The sequence below is a fragment of the Pseudoalteromonas sp. Isolate3 genome (assembly GCF_022398505.1).
GTDB lineage: Bacteria > Pseudomonadota > Gammaproteobacteria > Enterobacterales > Alteromonadaceae > Pseudoalteromonas > Pseudoalteromonas apostichopi.
On the sequence record NZ_JAKEVN010000190.1, the window covers coordinates 1 to 3964 of the forward strand.

The 3964-nt window shown below is 40.2% G+C and carries 2 protein-coding genes; both read left to right on the top strand.

Translation table 11 applies throughout. The features are described 5' to 3' along the window. The first annotated feature begins 330 nt into the window (after window positions 1-330). The gene (gene asnB, locus L1D46_RS19910) at window positions 331-1998 is read left to right on the top strand and encodes an asparagine synthase B (RefSeq protein WP_239978112.1); all 1668 of its coding nucleotides are present in this window, start codon (window positions 331-333) and stop codon (window positions 1996-1998) included. Between the two features lie 332 nt (window positions 1999-2330). Then, window positions 2331-3905 carry a BCCT family transporter gene (locus L1D46_RS19915; protein ID WP_167657616.1) on the top strand — a complete coding sequence of 525 codons (1575 nt, stop codon included), beginning with the start codon at window positions 2331-2333 and terminating at the stop codon, window positions 3903-3905. Window positions 3906-3964: the final 59 nt, after the last annotated feature.

Here is a 3964-nt window from a genome sequence, read left to right on the forward strand (position 1 = left end):
CCTTTGCTCGCGCTATCTTTACGACTTGTCTATACATTTAAAAAGGTAAAAAACCACACATTTTTTTGCACCAAAGCTGTGCAGGTCATTTAGTAATAAGAGCCTTTATATTAGGCCCTATATCACCCAATTTGTGCAAATCAAGCATTTAAACTGCTCAGCCTTTAACCACTTACCCCATACTGGTGCAAAGACATAATCCTAGGTGCATATTTTATTCTCAATTAATTAAAAAACCTGTGTGACTTAGGTAATTATTTCTGTTAAAACAAACATTCGCAGTTATATAAATTCTGTTAACTGCGCACATAATTGGAATGAGGAGTCACTATGTGTTCAATATTTGGGGTATTAGATATTAAATCTGATCCCACTCAATTGCGAAGCCAAGCAATTGAGATGTCAAAACTATTAAGACACCGCGGACCAGATTGGTCTGGCGTATATTCATCTGATAAAGCTATTTTAGTGCATGAACGTCTTGCTATTGTTGGCGTTTCGAGTGGTGCACAACCATTGTACAACCCAGAGCGTACAAATATTCTTGCTGTTAATGGTGAAATTTATAACCACAAAGAATTAGCCGCAAGCTTAGAAACTGATTTTACTTTTCAAACTCAGTCAGACTGTGAAGTTATTTTGGCTTTATATAAGCAAAAAGGCCCTGAGTTTTTAGACGATTTAAATGGTATTTTTGCCTTTTGCTTATACGATGAAGAGCAAGATGCCTACTTAATTGGTCGTGACCATCTCGGTATTATTCCACTTTATACAGGTCATGATGAACATGGTAACTTTTATGTTGCTTCAGAACTGAAAGCACTTTCGCCAATTTGTAAACATATTGAAGAATTCCCTCCGGGTCATTTCTTATGGAGCAAAGATGGGCAACTTCGTAAATACTACAGTCGTGATTGGCAAAGCTATGATGCTGTAAAAGACAACGAAGCAAAAACAAGCGATGTAAAAGAAGGTTTAGAGGCTGCTGTTAAACGTCAATTAATGTGTGACGTTCCATATGGCGTTCTATTATCAGGTGGTTTAGATTCATCTGTTATCTCGGCTATTACGCAACGTTTTGCTGCAAAACGTATCGAAGACAATGACGAGTCTGATGCTTGGTGGCCAAAACTACATTCATTCTCTGTGGGTCTTGAAGGTTCGCCTGATTTAGCAGCTGCACAAAAAGTAGCTGATATGATTGGTACGATTCACCACCCTATTCACTTTACAATTCAAGAAGGTATTGATGCACTACGTGAAGTGATTTATCACATCGAAACGTATGATGTGACAACCATTCGTGCCTCAACACCAATGTATTTAATGGCGCGCCAAATTAAAGCTATGGGTATTAAAATGGTGTTGTCTGGTGAAGGTGCCGATGAGCTTTTTGGGGGTTACCTTTACTTCCACAAAGCGCCAAACGCGCAAGAGTTCCATGAAGAGCTTAATCGTAAGGTATCAAAACTAAACATGTTTGATTGCTTACGTGCTAATAAGTCGATGGCAGCATGGGGCGTTGAAGCGCGTGTTCCATTCTTAGATAAAGAGTTTGTTGATGTAGCAATGCGCATCAACCCAGAAGCGAAAATGTGTAAAGACGGTAAAATTGAAAAACACATCATTCGTGAAGCGTTTGACGGCTATTTACCAGACGAAGTGCTTTGGCGCCAAAAAGAACAATTCTCTGATGGTGTTGGTTATAACTGGATTGATACTTTAAAAGAGTATGTAAACGATCAAGTTAGTGATCAAGACCTAGCTAATGCAAAATACAAATACCCGATTAATACCCCAGATTCAAAAGAGGCGTATTTCTATCGTAGTATTTTTGAAGAGCACTTCCCAGGTGATGCAGCTGCGAAATGTGTTCCGCATGGCAAATCAGTTGCTTGTTCAACTCCTGAAGCGCTTGCATGGGATGCATCATTCCAAAATAATGCTGATCCTTCGGGTCGTGCTGCGGGCGTTCATAACGACGCGTACAAGAAGTAGTAAATTTGTGCTGCAAACACTATGTTTGCAGCACTTTCATCTCAACTAAAATAATTTGCTTTGAAATAATACTGTCATCAAATTATTCCTCACCCGCAGCAATTTGTTCACAATTCCAACAAAAAAAGAAAAAAACTGCATTTATTCGGCTGTTTAGGGACAAAACCATTTACATTTTTTTTCGAGCTCCTACACTAAAGATTAGACTTTGGTACAAATTTAGTTCGTCTACAAACTATTTTTTAATTTCCTACGTAAAAAGAGGATTAGTTGAACTTGTGCCATCCGGCCGTTTAGCTTTCTGCTAGATATAACTACAACAAGAGGTATTCATGAGCGAACATCATGATAAGTACAGTATCGACAATACCGACTATACCGTCGGTCAGGACAATGTACAAAAATGGGGTTTTGATGTGCATAACCCTGTATTTGGCATCAGCGCTGGTTTAATTGCCCTATTCTTAGTGGCAACATTAGTTTCAGATGCTGAAACAGCAAAAACTACCCTCAATGGTATTAAAAACGACATTATTAATAATTTTGATGGCTTTTTTATGTGGTCAGCAAACTTATTCGTATTGTTTTGCTTAGCATTAATTGTTTCACCATACGGTAATATCCGCCTTGGTGGTAAAGAAGCACGCCCAACTCACTCTCGTATTTCTTGGTTAGCAATGCTATTTGCTGCAGGTATGGGTATTGGGTTAATGTTTTGGGGCGTAGCAGAGCCAGTCGCGTACTTTACAGGCTGGTATGAAACACCACTAGGCGTTGAAGCAAACACACCAGAAGCCGCTAAATTGGCAATGGGCGCAACTATGTTCCATTGGGGTCTGCATCCTTGGGCAATTTACGCTGTTGTTTCTCTTTCGTTGGCATTCTTTTGCTACAACAAAGGGCTACCTTTATCTATTCGCTCTATTTTTTACCCTATTTTAGGCGACAAAGCATGGGGCTGGCCTGGGCATTTAATCGATATTCTAGCAGTGCTTGCTACCCTGTTTGGCCTTGCTACCTCACTTGGATTAGGCGCACAACAAGCGGCCGCAGGTATTAACCATGTATTTGGCACTGATAGCGGAATTGGTTTACAAATTGGCGTTATTGTTGGTGTAACTCTACTGGCGGTGATCTCTGTTGTTCGTGGTATTGATGGTGGTGTAAAACTGCTTAGCAACGTAAACATGCTTATCGCTCTAGTTTTACTAGTATTTGTTGCAATCGTTGGCTTTGCCGCAGCTTTTGGCAACCTTCCTAACACAGTAATGGGTTATGTTGAAAATATCATTCCACTTAGTAATCCACATGGTCGTGAAGATGAGACATGGATGCACGGCTGGACAGTATTCTATTGGGCTTGGTGGATTTCATGGTCACCGTTTGTAGGTATGTTCATTGCGCGCGTATCTGAAGGCCGTACAATTCGTGAGTTCTTAATTGCTGTACTACTAGTCCCAACTATTGTCACCATCTTCTGGATGTCAATTTATGGTGGTATTGCTATTGAACAAGTGGTTGATAAAGTAGGTGTGCTAGGTGAAAAAGGTTTAACCGATGTACCACTGGCTATGTTCCAAATGTTTGAAGCTCTGCCAATGTCGCAAGTGCTTTCGTTCATTGCTATTGTGCTGGTACTTGTGTTCTTTATCACTTCATCAGACTCAGGTTCATTAGTAATCGACTCAATCACTGCAGGTGGTAAAGTTGATGCCCCTGTACCACAGCGTATTTTCTGGGCATCAATTGAGGGTGCTATTGCAGCGGCACTTGTTTGGATTGGTGGTACACAAGCTATCGAAGCATTACAAGCTGGAGCCGTATCAACTGGCTTACCTTTCACATTTGTATTGCTACTTATGTGTGTGAGTTTAATCCTTGGTTTAAGAACAGAACCGAGAAACTAACCTCTCAGCTCTAAATAATAAAAAACGCCGCATTTGCGGCGTTTTTTATTTATAAGCTT